At 55.0% G+C, this 18,378-nt stretch carries 16 protein-coding genes; 7 read left to right on the top strand and 9 right to left on the bottom strand.

The features are described from left to right. Positions 1–496: 496 nt before the first annotated feature. From ACX1CU_RS18695 to ACX1CU_RS18680, 4 genes are all read left to right on the top strand, one after another. A complete protein-coding gene (locus tag ACX1CU_RS18695) occupies positions 497–1,036 on the top strand; it encodes a fimbrial protein (RefSeq protein ID WP_459399735.1) in 540 nt (179 codons plus the stop codon). Positions 1,037–1,088: 52 nt separating this feature from the next. Beyond that, positions 1,089–1,790 carry a fimbria/pilus periplasmic chaperone gene (locus ACX1CU_RS18690; protein WP_459402858.1) on the top strand — a complete coding sequence of 234 codons (702 nt, stop codon included), beginning with the start codon at positions 1,089–1,091 and terminating at the stop codon, positions 1,788–1,790. Positions 1,791–1,866: 76 nt separating this feature from the next. Further along, complete coding sequence (locus ACX1CU_RS18685) at positions 1,867–4,509, top strand: fimbria/pilus outer membrane usher protein (protein WP_459399734.1); 2,643 nt, start codon at positions 1,867–1,869, stop codon at positions 4,507–4,509. Positions 4,510–4,518: 9 nt separating this feature from the next. Beyond that, a complete protein-coding gene (locus ACX1CU_RS18680) occupies positions 4,519–5,637 on the top strand; it encodes a fimbrial protein (RefSeq protein WP_459399733.1) in 1,119 nt (372 codons plus the stop codon). A gap of 447 nt (positions 5,638–6,084) precedes the next feature. Here the strand turns inward: ACX1CU_RS18680 and ACX1CU_RS18675 are convergent, their stop codons facing one another. The 7 genes from ACX1CU_RS18675 to mhpD form a co-directional block, all read right to left on the bottom strand. Next, positions 6,085–7,074, bottom strand: coding sequence for an amidohydrolase family protein (locus ACX1CU_RS18675; protein ID WP_459399732.1), 990 nt, complete (start codon positions 7,072–7,074; stop codon positions 6,085–6,087). After that, positions 7,071–7,643 (bottom strand): 3-hydroxyanthranilate 3,4-dioxygenase, encoded by a 573-nt coding sequence (locus ACX1CU_RS18670; RefSeq protein ID WP_459399731.1) that lies wholly within the window; start codon positions 7,641–7,643, stop codon positions 7,071–7,073. The genes ACX1CU_RS18675 and ACX1CU_RS18670 overlap by 4 nt, the downstream gene beginning before the upstream one ends. A gap of 198 nt (positions 7,644–7,841) precedes the next feature. Continuing rightward, a complete protein-coding gene (locus ACX1CU_RS18665; RefSeq protein ID WP_459399730.1) occupies positions 7,842–8,261 on the bottom strand; it encodes a RidA family protein in 420 nt (139 codons plus the stop codon). Continuing rightward, complete coding sequence (locus tag ACX1CU_RS18660) at positions 8,258–9,040, bottom strand: 2-keto-4-pentenoate hydratase (protein WP_459399729.1); 783 nt, start codon at positions 9,038–9,040, stop codon at positions 8,258–8,260. Before ACX1CU_RS18660 ends, ACX1CU_RS18665 begins: the two co-directional genes overlap by 4 nt. Next, positions 9,037–10,074 carry a 4-hydroxy-2-oxovalerate aldolase gene (gene dmpG / locus ACX1CU_RS18655; protein ID WP_459399728.1) on the bottom strand — a complete coding sequence of 346 codons (1,038 nt, stop codon included), beginning with the start codon at positions 10,072–10,074 and terminating at the stop codon, positions 9,037–9,039. The genes ACX1CU_RS18660 and dmpG overlap by 4 nt, the downstream gene beginning before the upstream one ends. Beyond that, positions 10,071–11,018, bottom strand: a complete 948-nt coding sequence (locus ACX1CU_RS18650; RefSeq protein ID WP_459399727.1) for an acetaldehyde dehydrogenase (acetylating) — start codon at positions 11,016–11,018, stop codon at positions 10,071–10,073. Before ACX1CU_RS18650 ends, dmpG begins: the two co-directional genes overlap by 4 nt. Then, complete coding sequence (gene mhpD, locus ACX1CU_RS18645) at positions 11,015–11,827, bottom strand: 2-keto-4-pentenoate hydratase (protein WP_459399726.1); 813 nt, start codon at positions 11,825–11,827, stop codon at positions 11,015–11,017. The genes ACX1CU_RS18650 and mhpD overlap by 4 nt, the downstream gene beginning before the upstream one ends. Positions 11,828–12,037: 210 nt before the next feature. Between mhpD and ACX1CU_RS18640 the strand changes: the two genes are divergently transcribed. The 3 genes from ACX1CU_RS18640 (at position 12,038) to ACX1CU_RS18630 (ending at position 16,150) form a co-directional block, all read left to right on the top strand. Continuing rightward, complete coding sequence (locus ACX1CU_RS18640; protein ID WP_459399725.1) at positions 12,038–13,018, top strand: LysR substrate-binding domain-containing protein; 981 nt, start codon at positions 12,038–12,040, stop codon at positions 13,016–13,018. Positions 13,019–13,176: 158 nt separating this feature from the next. Beyond that, a complete protein-coding gene (locus ACX1CU_RS18635; protein WP_459399724.1) occupies positions 13,177–14,649 on the top strand; it encodes a 2-hydroxymuconic semialdehyde dehydrogenase in 1,473 nt (490 codons plus the stop codon). Positions 14,650–14,785: 136 nt separating this feature from the next. Beyond that, the gene (locus ACX1CU_RS18630) at positions 14,786–16,150 is read left to right on the top strand and encodes an MFS transporter (RefSeq protein WP_459399723.1); all 1,365 of its coding nucleotides are present in this window, start codon (positions 14,786–14,788) and stop codon (positions 16,148–16,150) included. A gap of 38 nt (positions 16,151–16,188) precedes the next feature. Here the strand turns inward: ACX1CU_RS18630 and ACX1CU_RS18625 are convergent, their stop codons facing one another. Both ACX1CU_RS18625 and ACX1CU_RS18620 read right to left on the bottom strand, forming a co-directional pair. Then, positions 16,189–17,535 carry an ATP-binding protein gene (locus ACX1CU_RS18625; protein ID WP_459399722.1) on the bottom strand — a complete coding sequence of 449 codons (1,347 nt, stop codon included), beginning with the start codon at positions 17,533–17,535 and terminating at the stop codon, positions 16,189–16,191. Then, positions 17,511–18,179 (bottom strand): response regulator, encoded by a 669-nt coding sequence (locus ACX1CU_RS18620; RefSeq protein ID WP_459399721.1) that lies wholly within the window; start codon positions 18,177–18,179, stop codon positions 17,511–17,513. Before ACX1CU_RS18620 ends, ACX1CU_RS18625 begins: the two co-directional genes overlap by 25 nt. Positions 18,180–18,378 lie beyond the last annotated feature (199 nt).

The raw sequence follows: 18,378 nt of genomic DNA, 5'->3' as shown, positions 1-18,378 counted from the left end.
AAGGCTATTCTTAAGTTGAATATTTCAGCTAAAGATGAAGCGCATCTGAAATTTAATGGGTGCTGCCCTGCTTTTATTGATGGCTAGTATAGGATTTTACTTAATGGCTGTGAAGGAAGTATTTTCTATCAGTGATAATTAAAATTAATAATTTTAAACCATGGCTGATTGTTAGTGCTCGTTGTGTTTATATTCATATGATTTTCATGGGGTTTAAAAGTAAACAAAATTTTTCCTATCACTGATAGAAAAAACTTTATTTACAGGGTTGTGTTTGATTATTATAGTTCGCCTCGTTGAATGACACTTCGCTTAAAGTAAGTACCCAGTCTTTCATTATATAATCACGCTAATTACGGCTTTATTTACAGCTGGTCTGTGTATATCAGTAACTTTTTTTAGAGTGATTTCCCATTTTTTCAACAAATAACGTAACTCATTCCAGGCGCCTTTTTATAACCAGGGGCGCTCTGTTAACTGTAATTAAGGAATATCAATGAACAAAATTATGTTGTCTGCTCTCGCTGGTGCAATGCTCTCTTCTGGTCTGGCACAGGCCGCTGCTGGTGGCACCATTAACTTTGAGGGGCAGTTAACTAACAACACCTGTGAGGTTGTTGTCGATGGTCAGGTTAGTAACCCGAAGGTAACCCTGCCGGTTATCAGTACAGGTCAACTAGGTAGCGCCACGCAGACTGCCGGTATGACCGGTTTCAACCTGGCGCTGGCCAACTGTAGCGGTAGCCTGAAAACCGCTTCGGCTTTCTTTGAAGCCGGAGCATCGGTAGATGCGCTCACGGGTCGCCTGAAAAACACCGGTACGGCACAAAACGTTAGCCTGCAATTGCGTGATGGCACCAGCGCTTCTCAAGCGGTGATCAAAGCGGGTAACGCGGCTCAGGCTAATAGCAACTCATTTGTTAACGTCGAGTCTGGTAGTGCTAGCCTGCCTTACTTTGTTGAGTACTACGCTGAAGATGCCACTATTGCAGGTACCGTAGTCGGCAGCGTTGTTTACTCTATTCAGTACAAGTAATACCTCTAGGGAGGGTAATACCCTCCCGAATAATTTATTTTCAGGAGCGTTTATGAGTTTTTTGCTTCATCATGTTTTTCGGATGGTTGGCTTGGCTGCGGTGGCTTTATTCAGTGTTAATAGCCTGGCCAGCATAGTGATTAATGGCACTCGGGTGATTTACTCTTCAGATCAAAAAGAGGTTAGCGTCAAACTGAGTAATACGGGGAATTCTCCGGTTTTGGTGCAAAGCTGGCTGGATACTGGGGATACCAATGCCAAACCGGCCGATATCAAGGTTCCCTTTATACTTACGCCACCAATGAACCGAGTAGAAGGTGGGAAAGGGCAAACGCTGCGGATAAGTTATACCGGCACAGCGCTACCCATGGATAAAGAGTCGGTATTTTGGCTCAACGTGCTGGAAGTCCCCGCCAAAAAACAGGCAAAGACGGACGAAAATTATCTGCAAATGGCATTTCGCTCGCGGATTAAATTATTTTATCGCCCAGCAGGGTTGGCAGGTAATGCCAATGATGCCGCTAAAGCCGTTACTTGGAGCGTAAAAGGCAACAGCCTACAGGCATTCAATCCAACGCCATATTATGTTTCTTTTGTCAGCCTGGCGGTAAACGGTAAAAAAATTGAAGGTGAGATGATAGCACCGCGTTCTACTTTGGCCTTACCATTGCCTGCTAATAAGGGTAATACGGTGAACGGTGAATATGTTAATGACTACGGCGCGATTAATTCATTCAACGCCGAAATAAGATAGCGTTAATTTTATAGGCGCTGGGATTTTTAATGAGTTGTCAGTCAATATTCGATAAGTAATCTTCAAGAGATATATTATGCCAAAAGTTTTATCCTATGGCTTGCAGAGTCAATTGTCTCCTTTAGCCATGGTTATTTTGTCGGCTTTTTTTACTGCGAATGTAAAAGCGAATACTGCTGTTACTCCTCAGGAAGTTGCCCAGAATGTTGAGTTTGATGCTTTTTTCCTGAATCTTGATGATGAAACATCAGTCGATCTCAGCCGCTTTGCTAACGGTGCTTCGGCATTGCCGGGTGTTTATCGTACTGCTATTTATGTCAACAATACGCCAGTTGATAATAAAGAGGTTGAATTTAAATCACGTGAAGATAAATCGGTTTATCCGTGCCTAACCGCTGAAATAATAAAGAACATCGCCTTCAATTATGAACAATTACCGTCGGGCGTGTTACAGGCGACAGAGACCGGTGAACACTGTGTCGATCTGCAGCGTAAACTGCCTGATGCCCAAGTTAACTTCGACAGCAGCGAACAGCGCCTGGATTTACTGATCCCACAGATTTATATGTTGAAAGCAGCGCGAGGCAGCGTTAGCGCGGAATTGTGGGACAGCGGTATTCCTGCACTGATGCTCGGTTACAACGTGAGCGGGTATTCCAGCGAGTCTCGTGACCATAGCTTTAACTCGCTGTATGCCGGTGTGAATGCCGGGCTGAATGTTGGTGCCTGGTATTTGCGGCATAACGGCGCCTATAACTGGATGGAAAACGGGCCAGCGCAATACAGCAATCGCAACACCTATTTACAGCGGGATATCCCGCACATCCTGGGGCGTGGATTAGTTGGGCAAGCCAATACGGATGGGCAACTGTTTGACACCTTGCCGTTCACCGGCCTTCAACTGATCAGTGATGAACGCATGCTGCCAGAATCACAGCGCGGCTATGCGCCGGACATTCGTGGGATTGCGCGTACCAATGCGCGGGTTACGGTGCGCCAGAACGATCAGGTATTGTATGAAACCACGGTAACGCCCGGTGAGTTTCTGATCAACGACCTCTATCCCTCTGGGTACGGCGGCGATCTTGAGGTGACCGTGCGTGAGGCCGATGGCACTGAGCAGCGTTTTCGGGTGCCCTATGCGTCTGTGGCACAACTGTTGCGCCCAGGTTCATCACGCTATGCCGCTACTGCTGGCAGATTACGTCACGATCAGCTGCTTGATAACCCAGAGCTTTATCAACTGACCTACCAGCGTGGGCTGACCAACACCGTCACCGGCTATAGCGGTTTGCAGGTGAGCCAGGGCTATAGCGCATTGCAGCTAGGCGCCGCCGTCAGTACACCGATTGGGGCCCTGGCATTTGACGTCACTCAGGCGCGGGCTCAGGTAGCAAGTAAGCAGGATGATAAGCGCGGTAAAACCTTTAACGGGCAGAGTTACCACCTCAGTTACAGCAAAGTGATTACTGAGACCAACAGTAACCTGGCGCTGGCGGCGTCACGCTTCTCTACCGAGGGTTATCTGGATTTTATGACCGCCATGGAAAGCCGTGATGCGGTAGCCAGAGGCGATTCTCCAGAGTCGGTATTGCGCGCCAAAAATCGCTTTACCGTGACCGCCGGACAGGAACTTGCCCAAGGTTGGGGGCAGTTGTATGTCAGCGGAACCATGCAGAATTACTGGAATAAAACAGGCAGCGAGAAGCAATTTCAGGTGGGTTACAGCAACCAGTATAAGAAATTGACCTACGGCATCAGCGCCAACCGCAGTTATTCCAGTTTGGCAGGGGATCAGAATAACTACCTGCTCAGTTTCAGTTTGCCACTGGGGCGTGATGATAAGGCGCATACCCCTCAGTTGCGCACCGATCTTTCTCAAGACAGCAATGGCCGTCACGGCCAACAGGTAAGCATGGCGGGTACCGCTGGGGTTGATAGCCAGTTTGGCTATGCGGTGACAGCGATGAATGCTAATCAGGGTGTGGGTGCCAGTGGTTCAGTCAGCGGCAGTTATAGCAACCCTGCAACAGCGTTAAATGGCAGCTACAGCACCGGCAAAGGTTATCACAGTATGGCGGCAGGGATGAGCGGGACGGTAATCGGGCATTCCGGCGGTGTGACCTTGACTCCTTATACCTCAGAGACTTACGCGCTGGTTGAAGCTAAAGGGGCTGAAGGAGCCAAAGTATCGTCTTACCAGAATGTGACTATCGACTCCCGTGGTTATGCGCTAGTGCCTTACCTGAATGCCTATCAGTTGAATGACGTCAGCATCGATCCGAAAGGCGCTGCTGCTGATGTTGAACTGGATAACACCCGGCAGAGAGTAGTGCCTCACGCAGGGGCTGTGGTCAAGGTGAAATATGATGCCAAGCAAGGTACTCCACTCCTGATCAATGCCACCTATCAGGGCGAGCCTCTGATCTTTGGCGCTGAGGTGTTTGATAGTAAAGGCAACAGTGTGGGTGCGGTGGGCCAAGGCGGGCAATTGTATGCGCGCGTGGCGCAGGAGAGAGGGCAACTGTTGGTGAAATGGGGGGAGGAACGTGGGATGCAATGTAGCGTCAATTACCTGTTGATGCCGCAGGCGAAGAGCAGCGTGCAGAGCGCCATTCAGCAGTTTAACTCGGTGTGCCAAACCAGCACGGCGCAAAATGCCTTGGGTCAATTAGCCCATAACAGCAGTGATAAATCTCTCGCTCAGAGCGGTTCGTAAGGTAAGTCAATGAGTCAATTAATGAAGAAAATGAAGATAACAGCACTGCTGCTGGGGATGGCAGCAATCTATACGCACAACGCGAGTGCGGCAACCTGCTCGTTTGCTGCGGGTAATAGTAGGTTTGTCGCCGTGGTGCCTCTGCAAGCTCAGAATATTACCGTTGGGCCGGATACGCCAAATGGAACCGTGTTGCTTTCTCATTATGTTGGCGGTGTCAGTGGAGGAGCGGCGAATACTCCTACGTTTAGTTGCACCTCTGAGCCGGTTGGTTACAACATAGCGGCAAAATATGCGAATACCAGCACGCCAAAAGCCCTATCGGCCTGGAGTGGTTCACCCTATCCAGGGCAGGTTTATGAAACCGGTGTACCTGGTATCGGTGTTGTCACGTCGTATTGGGGGAGGTCAATTCCAACGGATAGAACAACCATTAATGTTGGCAGTAATGCGCCTTATACGGGGTTTGTGGGGGCAGAGTTTGACCTGATTCTGATCAAGATTGGCCCGGTGTCACCCGGTACGATCAGGGGGGCTGATTTACCCTCAGTCGCCGTGCAGGTGACCCCGCAGGGTGGCGTCCCACTGAGTTTAAACGGCATCTCTTTTTCAGGCACTATCAATATCGTTTCGCAAACGTGCCAAACGCCAGATGTGCATGTGCCGATGGGTACGGTCAATATTGCTCAAAATTTCAAGGGGCTAAATTCGGCATCTGCCTGGCGGGATGCTTCTATACGTTTGACTAATTGTCCGCGCTTTTATGGCACTAAGTTTCAGGTAAGAAGCTATACCAGCGTGGGGACTCCAAGCAGCATCCCTACGGCTAATTCACTGGAACTGAAATTGGCACCGAACACCTCGATTATTGATAGCGCCAAAGGGATTTTAGGGATTAAGACGGGAACGGAAAGTGCTACGGGGGTGGGTATCCAAATGGCTTATGGCAATATCGGTGATGCATCGCCTGCTCTGGTCAACTTTGCTAATAGCAGAAGTTTTAATATGGTTAATAATGATTCGACTACGCAAACGCTGCCGCTGGTGGCCAGATATATCCAGACCAGTGATCAAGTAACACCGGGAAAAGCGGATGCTGCAGTGACCTTTATGATTAATTATTATTAAAGCCGTGGTGGTGTGCTGATTTAGGCGAATGAGCATCTATAGAATCTCTGTTTGGCACATAAGTGTTAGCTGAATGAGTAGTGATTAACACAGACAATACCCTATATTCTGCTGGAAATTGCGATTTAAAAGATTTGCCATAGGACAATACCGTTCACTTAAGCGCAAAACGGCATAATTATGCAGCAGGTGCTGAAGGTGTGGCCTCCCTCTCCCCGAGGGAGAGGGAACTGGTTAGCCTTAACCGATCGGCACTGTGCCATAGGGAATATTAAGTTGTAAAATGCTTTCTATTTCAGTTGGATACCATGAATCGTAAAACCGCTTTTGCCTTTATTTTCCTTGGTGTGATCTGGGGAACCAATTTCCTGTTTATGCACATGGCGAGTCGTTATGAAATGACACATGTCTTTAGCTCGGGAACGGAGCCATTCCGTTCCCGAGGTCTTACTGTAGAGAGAAAAACGAACGTGCGTTTGCCGCCAGAATCTGGCGCTTGCTCTCCTCGGGCAGGGCAGAGTGGCTGACCAACTGGCCTACCTGCTGCTCGCCCAGCGGGAACGGCGCATCCGAACCCAGCATCACCCGATCGGCCCCCATGGTATCCACTAGCAACTGCAAAGCCCGTGGATCGAACACGGCAGAGTCGACGTAGAAACGATCCAGATAGCTCGAAGGTTTCTGCGGGCAATCTTCACGCACGATATCGCGCTGTTCCCAGGCGTTATCCACTCTGCCCATCAGGTAGGCAAAGCTGCCGCCACCGTGGGCGAAGCACAGCTTCAGGTTGCGCGGCAGGCGCTCGAAGGCCCCAGAGAGGATCAGCGACAGGATCGCCAACTGCGTCTCTGCGGGCATCGCCACCAGCCATGGCAGCATCCACTTCTTCATTCGATCCGCGCCGCCCATCATATCCCAAGGGTGTACCAGCACCGGGATCTCCTCTTTGGCGCAGTGGGTCAGAAAGGCAATCAGCGACTCGTGATCCAGATCCTTCGCTCCCACGTGGTTGCCGATCTGCACGCCAATGTGGCCGCACGCCTTCGCCCGGCTGGCTTCGCGGCAGGCGGCATCGCTATCCTGCAACGGCACCTGTGCCAGCACTTTCAAGCGCTGTGGGTTGGCGGAGGCCATCTCCAGCGCCTTGTCGTTCATCAGTTGCGCCCAGGGCAGGGCGCGTTCGATGGCGACGTCGTAGGCAAACATCACCGGCGTGGCGCACATGATCTGGATATCGATCTGCTGCTCGTCCAACTGTTCCAAGCGACGATCGGCATCCCACAGCGCGTCATAGACCGGGCGGAACGGTTGATCGTTCAGCATGATTTGGCCTTCGCGCCCGCGGGTGGCCAGCCAAGGGGCCCGCTCAACGTCCAGTCTGGCGGCCTCTTGCTGGCTGATTTTCGGGAAGAAATGCGAGTGAATATCTATTTTCATTGGTTTTCTTTTGCCTTCAGTAGGCGATGCCAGGTCTGCCAGTCGCGGCCTGAATGGATTTCACCGCACTTGTTGCAGCGGCGTTCTTCATCGCTGGTTGCATAAAATTGTTCATAAACTGGGGGAAGATCCGCCACGATGCTTTCCAGGTCCATCTCATAGCGTTTAATCAGGGTGCCGCAGGCGGCGCATGACCACTGTAATGCGTCGACTTCCCCTTCCGGGCGTACCCGTTCAATCACCAGACAAAGGCTGCCCTCTTCTGGCCGCTGCGGGGAGTGGATCACATGGGGGGCCATCAGGAAAACGTCTCCTTCGTGCAGATCGATCCTGTCGTAACGGCCGTTATCCCAGATGTTGAGGTAGGCATTCCCCTTAAACTGGTAGAAGAATTCTTCCACCGGATCGTCATGAAAATCGGTGCGCTGATTCGGCCCGCCGACCACGGTGACCATAAAATCGCTGTCCTGCCAGATCTGCTGGTTATTCACCGGCGGCTTGAGCAGATGGGTATTCGTGTCTAGCCAGTTCTTGAAGTTGAGCGGAAATCCATATTTGAAGTTAGACATTGTTATTCTCCGATGTGTAGGGCAGAGGGTACGAACCGCTTATTGTTGTAATGCCGCTCAGTTAAGACTAACCAGTTCCCTCTTCTTAGGGAGGGTGAGGGGAAGATCACTGAACGAAAGCCCCTCACCCCGGCCCTCTCCCACAGGAAGAGGCGCTGTACGATATGTCGCTTTTTGCCTAACCGATCAGCATTACACTTATTGTTGCGGCTTATAGGCGATCGCCTTGATTTCAATTAACAAGTGCGGGTGAGGCAATTGATGCACCGCGACGGTGGTGCGGGTCGGGCCGTCGTAGTCAAAGTACTCGGCATATACCGCGTTATAACCGGCAAAATCGTTCATATTGACCAGAAATGCGCTGATCTCGACCACATCACTCAGATCGGCACCGACGCTGCGCAGGATATCGCGGATATTATCGAGCACCGCGCGGGTCTGAATGTCGATGCTCAGGCGGGTGGCGCCCATGGCATCCACTTCCGCACCGGCAATGCTGTTATCCGGCAGCCTCGAACTGGTGCCAGAGACAAACAGAAAATCCCCGGCCCGCTTCACGTGTGGAAAGCGCCCGCGCGGAGTGGCTTTGCCTTTAACTACCACAGCCTGGCTGCTCATAAGCCACCTCCGGTATGAAATGCTGTCCGGCCAAAACCGGAGAGATCGACGCTGACGTGCAGCCCAGGGCGCAGCGCTTCGGCGGCGGTGGCGGCACCGGCCAGGATCACCGATCCCGCAGGTAACACACGCTCTTGCTGATGCAGCAGGCTGGCGATCTGTACCAGCGCACGCAGCGGATGCCCGAGGATCGCCGCCGTGCTGCCAACCTGCACCGGGCGGCCGTTAAAGTTCATCACTACGCCAAGGTTATCGATGGCGCGCTGCGGGCTTTGCAAAGCACCCACGACGAATTTGGCCGATGAACAGTTGTCGGCCACCACGTCCTCCAGGGTAAAGCGGAAGTCCCGATAGCGGGAATCGATGATCTCCAGCGCCGGGCCAACCCCTTCCAGCACCAGACCGGCTTCTGCCAAGGAGAGCGGGCTGTTGATCTCTTTGCGGGTGATAAAGTAGATCTCAGGCTCAACGCGCGGGTGGATCTGCTCGCTCAAATCCAGTGAACCACCTTCTTCAATCTGCATAGCGTCGGTCAGTTCGCCCCAGATCAGGTGATCAACGCCCATTTGCAGCATTTTGGCGCGGCTGGTAAAGCCCAGCTTCAGGCCGACGCGCCGCTCGCCACGCTGTTCGCGCAGGCGGATCCCTTCGGCCTGCACACGGTAGGCGGTGGCAAGATCCAGCGCCACCTGCCCGGTTAACTGGGCTGCGGCTTCATGGCGCAGCGTGGCTTGGTCCAATTGGGTGGCCAAAGCGGTTAAATCTATGACTTTGCTCATACGGTTTTCTCCGGTTGCCCGTTGCGCTGTGCCAGCAAATCCAGGGCGACATCGACGATCATATCTTCCTGACCACCCACCATGCGGCGGCGGCCGACCTCCAGTAAAATATCGGCGGCTCTGAGCTGATAACGTTCTGCGGCGCTCTCGGCGTGGCGCAGGAAGCTGGAGTAAACCCCGGCGTAGCCCAGCGACAGGCTTTCACGATCGACGCGTACCGGGCGATCCTGCAATGGCCGCACCAGATCGTCGGCGGCATCCATCAGTTGCAACAGATCGCAACCGTGGTTCCAGCCCAGGCGTTCGGCGGTGGCGATAAACACTTCAAGCGGCGCATTGCCCGCCCCGGCGCCCATGCCAGAAAGGCTGGCATCCACGCGGTTACAGCCTTCTTCCACCGCGACGATGGAATTGGCAACGCCAAGCGCCAGATTGTGGTGAGCGTGCATGCCGAGTTCAGTGCTCTCGTTAAGCACCTCGCGCAGGGCGCGGAAACGATCGCGGATATCCTGCATCAGCATGGCACCGCCGGAGTCGACCACGTAAATACAGGTAGCGCCGTAGGACTCCATCAGCTTGGCCTGCTGCGCCAGTTTTTTCGGCTCAGCCATATGGGACATCATCAGAAAGCCGACGGTATCCATCCCCAGTTCACGGGCATAGGCAATGTGCTGGCGTGAAATGTCGGCTTCGGTGCAGTGGGTGGCTACGCGCACCACGCGCGCACCGGCGTCATAGGCATTGCGTAAGTCATGCACGGTGCCGATGCCCGGCAGCAGTAATGTGGCAATCCTGGCGTTGCTGACCGACTCGGCGGCCGCGGCAATCCACTCGACGTCGCTGTGCGCACCAAAACCGTAATTGAGGCTGGAGCCGGACAAGCCGTCACCATGAGCGACTTCGATCGACGCCACCCCGGCGCGATCCAGCGCGCTGGCGATCTGCCGCACCTGCGGCAACGAATAGCGGTGGCGCATGACGTGGGAACCGTCACGCAGGGTCACGTCGGAGATATAGAGTTTTTTCATCTTCATGCTCCCTGACTGTGCAGCAGACGGGCAGCGATATGTTCACCGCAGGCCAGTGCGGCTGATGTCATGATATCGAGATTGCCCGCGTAGGCGGGCAGATAGTGGGCAGCCCCTTCGACTTCGAGGAAGATGGAGACTTTCAGGCCACCCTCTGGCCCCAGATCCGGGTAAAGATGAGCGTCGGCGGCAGAGATATCTTCAAACTGCACTTCCTGCTTCAAGCGATAGCCGGGCACGTACTCCTGCACCTTGGCTGCCATAGCGGCAACCGCCGCGCTTATGGCATGGCGATCGCCGTGCGGCGTCAGGCAGAAAACGGTATCGCGCATCATCAACGGCGGCTCGGCCGGGTTGAGGATAATGATGGCCTTGCCGCGCCGGGCTCCACCCACCGTTTGCAGCGCCTGTGAGGTGGTTTCGGTAAATTCGTCGATATTGGCGCGGGTGCCGGGGCCAGCAGAGCGGCTGGAAATTGAAGCCACGATCTCGGCGTAGTAAACGTCAGTGACGCTGGCGACGGCGGCTACCATCGGAATAGTGGCCTGCCCACCGCAGGTGACCATATTCAGGTTTGGCGCATCGCCCTGAGTCTCCAGGTTTACCACCGGCACCACGTAGGGGCCGATCGCCGCAGGGGTCAGATCGATCACCCGCACGCCGTGCTGTTGCAGCAGTTGGTTGTGGTGCGCGTGGGCTCCGGCGGAGGTGGCGTCAAACACCACTTTGATGGCGCTGAAATCGGGCAGGGCCAGCAGCCCGTCAATGCCTTCATGGGTGGTTGCCACACCGAGCCGGTTGGCGCGCGCCAGGCCGTCGGAGGCAGGATCGATGCCGACCATGGCCGCCATTTTCAGGCGTTTGCCGTGGCGCAGGATCTTGATCATCAGATCGGTGCCGATGTTGCCTGAACCGATAATCGCGGCAGAAATCTGGGCTGAATGGCTCATTTTGCGCCTCCTGCGGCTGGCGCGAAGCGGGCGCTGACGTGGCCGAGGCCTTCAATGCGCGCGGTAAACACTTCCCCTGCGCTGGCGGCGACCATCGGCCCCAGCGCGCCGGTGAGGATAATATCGCCAGCGCGCAGCGCATCACCCCGCTGTGCCAGCGTGTCCGCCAGCCATAGCGCAGCGAGCAGCGGATTACCCAGGCAGGCGGCTCCGGCACCGACTGAAACCGGCTCGCCCGCTCGTTCCAGCACCATGCCGCAGCTAAGCAGATCAACGTCTTTCAACTGTACCGGGCGGTTGCCCAGTACGAACAGGCCGCAGGAGGCGTTATCGGCAATGGTATCGGCCAGCGAAATATCCCAATTGGCAATGCGGCTGTCGACGACTTCGATGGCGGGCAGCAGATAAGCGGTGGCACGGATCAGGTCGGCGAGGGTGTGTTTTTCGTGGGGCAGATCCTGCTCAAGCACCAGGACGATCTCGGCTTCTACCTTGGGTTGGATCAGGCGGCCTGCGGCAATTTCTTCTCCGTCACACAGCGCCATATCGGCGAACAGTCGGCCAAAATCCGGTTGGTTGACGCCCAGTTGCCGTTGCACCGCCGGTGAGGTCAGGCCGATTTTGCTGCCAACCAGGCGGCGGCCTTGCTTGATCTGGTAGTCGTTATTCAACCGCTGCACCGCGTAGGCGGCATCGATATCGGTGGAACCAATCAGGCTGCGTACCGGCGCGCAGGGCTGGCCGCTGCTGGCTGCCTGCCTGAGCATGCTGGCGGCTTCTTGGTATTCAGGCTTCAGTGGATTTGACACATGGCTCTCCTGTTTGTGTGCCACGGATCACCACCGGTGACCGTGGGAGATATTCCTTGCTGATTTGCAATAGCCTGGTGTTGGCATATTGGCAGTCTAGCCAAGCTGGCAATAAGCGAAAATGAATAAAGGGGCTTTTGCTATTCCCTAAAGTTATGCCATAGTCGCCGCAAGCATCGCCTTGGTCAGACTTTTTGGGAGTAAACAACAATGACTGAACGCGCACCTTTTACCGTCAGCGACATGATCCTCAACCGCCTCAAGCTGCGCCCGCTGCTGATTTTTGACCGGGTATTGCGTAACCAGTCGATTGCACGCGCGGCGCGGGAGCTGAATCTGACGCAGCCAGCGGTGACCAAAGCGATCCGCGAGCTGGAACAACAGTTGGATACGGTGCTGTTCGATCGTAATAACCGCGGCGTGACCCCGACTGACTGCGGGGTGTTGCTGGGGGAACGGGTGAAATCGGTGATTGCCGAACTGCGCTACCTGACCGATGAGCTGAACACCTTTAAAGGCGGCGTGGTAGGCCATGTAGTGGTGGGTACGCAGATTTCTGCTAGCGCCCGTTTGCTGCCGCGCGCTATCCTGCTGCTGAAAGCGCGCGCGCCAAAGATTCTGGTCAGCGTGCGGGAAGGGCCGCAGGATTATCTGTTTCCTGCGCTGGCCAGCGGCGAGTTGGATGTGGTGGTGGGGCGCTTGCCGGAACCTGATTCCCCGCTGACCGCCAGAATGGCCTTGAGCCACCGGGCGCTGTACCGCAACAGCCTGTGCGTGGTTGCCGGTGGTCACCATCCGCTGGTCAGTCAAACCGATCTCAACCTTCAACACCTGGCCGAATGGCCGTGGATCCTGCCGCCGCTCGATTCGCCTGCCCGTCGGGTGGCCGATCACTTCTTCAAAGAGTCCGGGCTGGCCGCGCCGGAAAACATTGTCGAATCTCTGTCGCTGCTGACCAACGTTAACCTGCTGGTAGATTCCTCTTTCCTGGGGCTGATGCCCACGGCGGCGGCGCGGCGTTTTATTGCCGCGGGCCTGTTGATCCAACTGCCGCTTGGCGACGTAGGCCCACCGGCGGAAGTGGGGTTCTCGATCCGTGAGGATAAGCCATTGACTCCGGCGAGCAGGCAACTGATCGAATGCCTCAAGCAGGCGGTTCAGGAAGACAGCGATCTGCCTGGCTATAACTAAAGTGAATAGCAAAACCCGTTTTATTCATTTTTAATTTATTTCAACGGCTCCTTACACTGCGTGACGATACCCGGCCGAAGGTTCCTGCAACGGCGTTGCATTCAGACGCGAATGGATGGTTCCTTCGTGCTGATTTGTGACTCAGGAGGAATAGTGCCGTGGCAACTTATCAATCCGCACCGGATTTACCCTTGTATATCGACGGGCAGTTTGTCGATGGGATCCGGCAGTTCGACAATATCAGCCCGGTTGACGGGCATCTGGTTTCGCGCGTTGCCGAAGCCGGTGAGGCGCAGGTCGCCGCCGCGGTAAAAGCCGCATATGCCGCGCTCTCCGGCCCTTGGGGACAACTGAGCGTGCCTGCGCGCACTGCGCTGATGCATCGGGTGGCCGATGGCATCGAAGCCCGTTTTGATGATTTCGTCGCGGCCGAAGTGGCGGACACCGGGCGGCCAGAAAACTTGGCGCGTACGCTGGATGTGCCGCGTGCCATCGCCAACTTCCGTACCTTTGCCGACTTGGCTGCGACCTCGGTCAGCGAATGTTGCGAAACCCCGCAGGCGGACGGCGGCCTGCTGTTCAACTATACGGTGCGCAAACCCCTTGGCGTTGTCGCCGTGATCTCTCCTTGGAACCTACCGCTGCTGCTGCTGACCTGGAAGCTCGGGCCCGCGCTGGCCATGGGTAACACCGTGGTGTGCAAACCTTCGGAAGAAACCCCCTCTTCGGCCACCTTGCTGGCGGAAGTGATGCACGCGGCTGGGCTGCCTGCCGGGGTCTTTAACCTGATCCACGGTTTTGGCCCCGGTTCGGCAGGGGAATTTTTGACCCGCCAGCCCGAGATCGCCGCAGTTTCCTTTACCGGTGAATCCCGTACCGGCAGCGCGATTATGAAAGTGGTGGCGGACGGGGTAAAAGAGGTCTCTTTCGAACTGGGGGGGAAAAACGCGGCGGTGGTATTTGCCGATGCCGACTTTGAAGCGGCCGTGGCGGGCGTGGCGCGTTCCTCATTCTTTAATACCGGGCAGGTGTGCCTGTGCTCTGAACGGGTGTATGTAGAGCGCCCGATTTTTGATCGCTTCGTCGCGGCCCTCAAGGCGCGAGCCGAAGCCTTGAAGATCGGTTATCCCGATGAAGAAGGGGTGGATCTTGGCCCGCTGGTGTCACAAAAACATCGGGATAAGGTGCTCTCCTACTTTGCGCTGGCGCGCTCCGAAGGCGCTAACGTGATCACTGGCGGTGAAGTGCCGGTATTCGGTGACGCGCGTGATAACGGTTCCTGGATCCGCCCGACCATCTGGACCGGGCTGAGCGACGATGCGCGTTGCGTGCGGGAAGAGATCTTCGGGCCGGTGTGCCATATCTCGCCTTTTGATGACGAAGAAGAGGTGCTGGCGCGGGTCAACGACAGCCAATACGGCCTGGCCTGCGCGCTGTGGACCAGCCAGGTAGGACGCGCCCATCGTCTGGCGCGGCGTATACATACCGGGATTGTCTGGGTCAACAGCTGGTATGCCCGCGATCTGCGCACCCCGTTTGGCGGCAGCAAGCTGTCCGGCATGGGGCGCGAAGGTGGCCGCCACTCTCTCGATTTTTACTCTGAAATCAGCAATATCTGCATAAAACTATAATCGACCACCGGCCGCTGCCAAGCCGGTTGGCGGCCTGCTGAGTCTTGCCCTATACCCAGAATAATTCAAGTTGCAGGAAAGCCAACGCCGCTACAACTTGAAGTATAACGGGTGTCGCTGACAGGAGCGTTACCTCATGCCTAACCCTACATCGCTGGATATTGAAGCCTTTATCGATCGCACCACGTTTTCCCCCTTCCAATGGTTACTGCTGTTGCTGTGCTTTTTAGTGATTTTTATGGACGGCTATGACATGGCCGCCATTGCCTATGTGGCTCCTTCGCTGCTGGACGATTGGGGGCTGCAAAAAGCGGAGCTTGGCCCGGCCATGAGTGCCGCGCTGTTCGGGCTGGCCTTTGGCTCGCTGCTGTCTGGGCCGCTAGCGGATCGGATTGGCCGCAAACCGGCGGTGATCTACTCCGTGCTGCTGTTTGGGGCGTTCAGCCTGGCGACGGCCTGGTCTTCCTCGATCGGGTCTCTGACCGTGCTGCGCTTTGTCACCGGATTAGGGCTGGGAGCGGCGATGCCTAACGCCATCACGCTGCTGTCGGAATACTGCCCCAGCAAGCGCCGCACTATGATCGTCAGCGCCATGCTGTGCGGCTTCCCGCTGGGCGCTGCCGCCGGTGGTTTGCTGGCAGGCTATCTGATCCCCGTGTTTGGCTGGCGTTCGGTGCTGGTGGTGGGGGGCGTGGTGCCGATCCTGCTGTGTGGGGTATTACCCTGGGTGCTGCCGGAATCGGTGCGCTACATGGTGTTGAAGGGCTACCCTAACGCCAGCATCCGCGCCATTCTCCGGCGGGTGAAAAGCGAAGGGATGGAGCAGATCGAACACTTTGTGATTGCGGAAAAAATTGCCGACGGCCATTCAGCCATTCGTGCCATTTTAACCGCGCCTCATCGCACCATCACCGGCCTGCTCTGGCTGAGCTGTTTTATGAGTATGCTGGTGTTTTATATGATCGTCAGCTGGATGCCGCTGCTGCTGAAAGAGGCGGGGCTGGCGGTGCAGCAATTCTCCCATATCAGCGCGCTATTTCCGTTGGGCGGCGGGGTCGGCTCAATCCTGATCGGTTGGGTGATGGATCGCCGTGAGCCGAACAAGGTGCTGGCTTTCACCTATCTGCTGGCTGGGCTGCTGGCCTATGGCGTGGGGCTGGCGGTGGGTAACGTCGATCAGACCCTGATATTGGGTTCGCTGGTGTTCTTTATGGGCTTTGCTTCCGGTGGCGGGCAGTCTGCGCTGGCTTCGCTGGCAGCGTCGTACTATCCCACCAGTTGCCGCGCGACCGGGGTGGGCAGTATGTACGGCGTAGGGCGCTTTGGGGCCATCTCCGGCGTGCTGGCCGGTGCCGAACTGCTGCGCTATCAGTTCCCTGCCACCACCATTTTCAGCCTGCTGCTGATCCCTGCCTGGCTGGTTTGCCTGGCGTTGATGCTGAAATACTACAGCGGGCGGCGGCGTGAACCGTTGTTGACCGGTTTGCAGGGTAAACACTGAGTGCGTCACCCGCTGTAACGGCGGGTGATAGATTTGTATCATTGAGGTAAAGTGATTCTGGCTCGCAGGCCGGTAGGGTGGTGGAGGGCGTTGAGTAGCGCCACTTCACCACCCAACTGCGAGACCGTGGCTTTGACAATCGACAACCCCAGCCCAGATCCCAATTGCCCGCTCCCCTCTATGCGATAGAACGCATCAAATACCCGAGCTCGCTTGTTTTCTGCGATGCCAGGGCCGTTATCCTCGATTTCAATAATAATTTGCTGCTGGCTACGGCAGAGCCGCAGGTCAACGCATCCCCCGGCGGGGGTATAGCGAATGGCATTCTCCACCAGGTTTTTCACTGCGGTAAACAGCGCTATTTCATGGGTATAGAGGGTGATATCCGTAGTATCAACCACGCCTAAATCAATATTCTTCTCCAATGCCAACGGCAACAGCCCCTCAATGACCTGCCGATAGACTGACTGTATTGCAACTGGCGCGGGCGTTGCAGGCGCAGCCACGTGTTGCTGGGCGCGGGCCAGCGACAACAGCTGTTCCAGCAGATTTTTTGCCCGGTTTATCCCTTGGCGCAGCGTGCCAAGGCGTTCGAATGCCTCTTCAGACATGGCCGATTGGCCGATGCGTTCCGCCTGTAACGAGATAGCGGTCAAGGGGGAGCGGAGTTCGTGGGCGGCGTCAGCCACAAATCGCCGCTGGTGTTCAATGGCATTCTCCACTTTGCCCAATAATCTGTTTATTCCCACCACAAAGGGACGCACTTCATTCGGGACTTTCTCCGTATTCAAGGGTGTGAGATCTTGTTCATCACGCAGGTAAACCTCGTCGGCCAACAAGGCAACCGGCCGAAAAACCGTCCGAATAAGTTTAGCGACAATCAGCAGAAGCACCGGCAGTAAAATCAGGAACGGCATTAATGTTTGCAACGCACTGTCAAAAGCCACTTCGTCTCGCACGGAGATTTGCTGCCCTACCGCAATATGCAAATTTGGCGATAATCGCGTCACTAAAACCCGATAGCTACTGTCATTTGCCGCAACGGTCTGAAACCCTTCAGACAATGGCAACGATAAGTTAAAACGAAACAGAGGATGGGATGAAGGCGGCGGATTACCCGCAATAAACTGAACGATAACGTTTGAGTTTTCGCTGCCCGCAAGGTCTTGGTTTATATAACTGTCCTTTACCAAAGGGAACTGGGTCTTTTTTAATACTTCGGTAATTTGTGTTAGCGTGGAGTCCTGCAACTCATGGGCTTCGTCAAGAGCGGTGAAAAAAGTAATCCCCCCTGATATCAGGGCGATAATAAAAATAGCGGAACATAAAACGATCGACAGACGAAATTGAATAGAGTTTGTTATCCGTTCTTTGAAACCATCCATCCAACCCCCCTCACATTCTTGATCGCATCATTGCCTAATTTTTTACGCAATGCGTGAATGAGAAACTCAATGGCATTACTTTCAACCTCATTACCCCAGCCATATATCCGCTCTTCCAATTCGCCGCGAGACAATATACGGCCGGGCCGGATCATCAGTGCCTGAAGTAAGGCAAATTCCCGGTTTGAAAGTTGGAAACTGATAGCGTTGCCGACAATGCAGGCTTCATGGGTGGCAGGATCCAGCGTCAAAACACCGTTATTAAACAGCGGAGCGCCACTGCCGCCTTTTCGACGTAACACCGCGCGGATCCGGGCTAACAACTCACTCATGTCGAAAGGCTTAAGCACATAGTCATCGGCACCGCCGTCCAACCCTTTCAGGCGGGCATCGAGTGCATCGCGGGCTGTGAGGATCAGGATCGGGGTTGTAAGGTCTTTTTTGCGGATGCCAGATAATACCACCAAGCCATCCTTGCCGGGTAACCCCAGGTCCAGAAGTATGGCATCGTAATGCTGGCAGGTTGCGCTGGACAGTGCATCGATACCATTGTTAACCCAATCAACCGCATAGGCCGCATCTTTTAAGGCGTCCTGTAGCACTTCAGCGATCATCACATCATCTTCTACCAGAAGGATTCGCATCAATATCTCTCGTCGTAATGAATGGCAACCGCCGTGATCAATAAAGAGGTCGAGTTTTGAAAGCGGGCGATGTGATAAATATTATGGCACATCAGGCAGTAAGGAAGAGTGAAGCCCATTGGTTTTGTAGAACAGCGTAATAATCAGGGCAAAAGACCCGCAGTATGCGCTGCCCAACTTTAGGGGATAGTTCATACTG

This window comes from Serratia sp. D1N4 (genome assembly GCF_054552755.1).
The sequence above is the reverse complement of the archived record's forward strand: the minus strand, read 5'-3'. Positions and strand labels throughout refer to the sequence as shown.